Here is a 397-nt window from a genome sequence, read left to right as displayed (position 1 = left end):
CAGTTCGGCCAGACGACTCTTCACGGGCATTCGCAGATTCCTTACCAAAGCAATGAAAGGGTCAGGCGAAACCTGACCGATTGTTCAAAGTCCGGCAAGGGGGCAGTCCGCCAAAGTGACGGCACCTTGCGTCATATGTCCGGGCCAAGCGCGATCGGGGAGCCATCGGAGAAGCGCGAGAGCCGGAAGCGCGACAGGTCGTGGCCCGGGTCTTCCCCCGCGATCAGCGAGGCCATGACCCGCCCGAACCCCGGCCCGATCCCGAAGCCATGCCCGCACATGCCGGTGCAGATGGACAGGCCCGGCAGTCTGGCGGCGCGGTCCACCACCGGCACGATATCGGGCATCGTGTCGATCATCCCGGCCCAGGCCAACGCGCCCTCGACCCGGCCAAGGG

The 397-nt window shown here is 66.2% G+C and carries 1 protein-coding gene; it reads right to left on the bottom strand.

From position 1 onward, the window contains the following. Window positions 1-131: 131 nt before the first annotated feature. A partial coding sequence (locus L8D11_RS05485; RefSeq protein WP_236870656.1) for an NAD(P)/FAD-dependent oxidoreductase occupies window positions 132-397 on the bottom strand: 266 nt, incomplete at its 5' end.

This window comes from Candidatus Bandiella numerosa (assembly GCF_021811875.1).
In the GTDB taxonomy this organism is placed as follows: domain Bacteria; phylum Pseudomonadota; class Alphaproteobacteria; order Rickettsiales; family Midichloriaceae; genus Aquirickettsia; species Aquirickettsia numerosa_A.
Note: the sequence above shows the minus strand (reverse complement) of the source record. Positions and strands in the feature narration are given on the sequence as shown.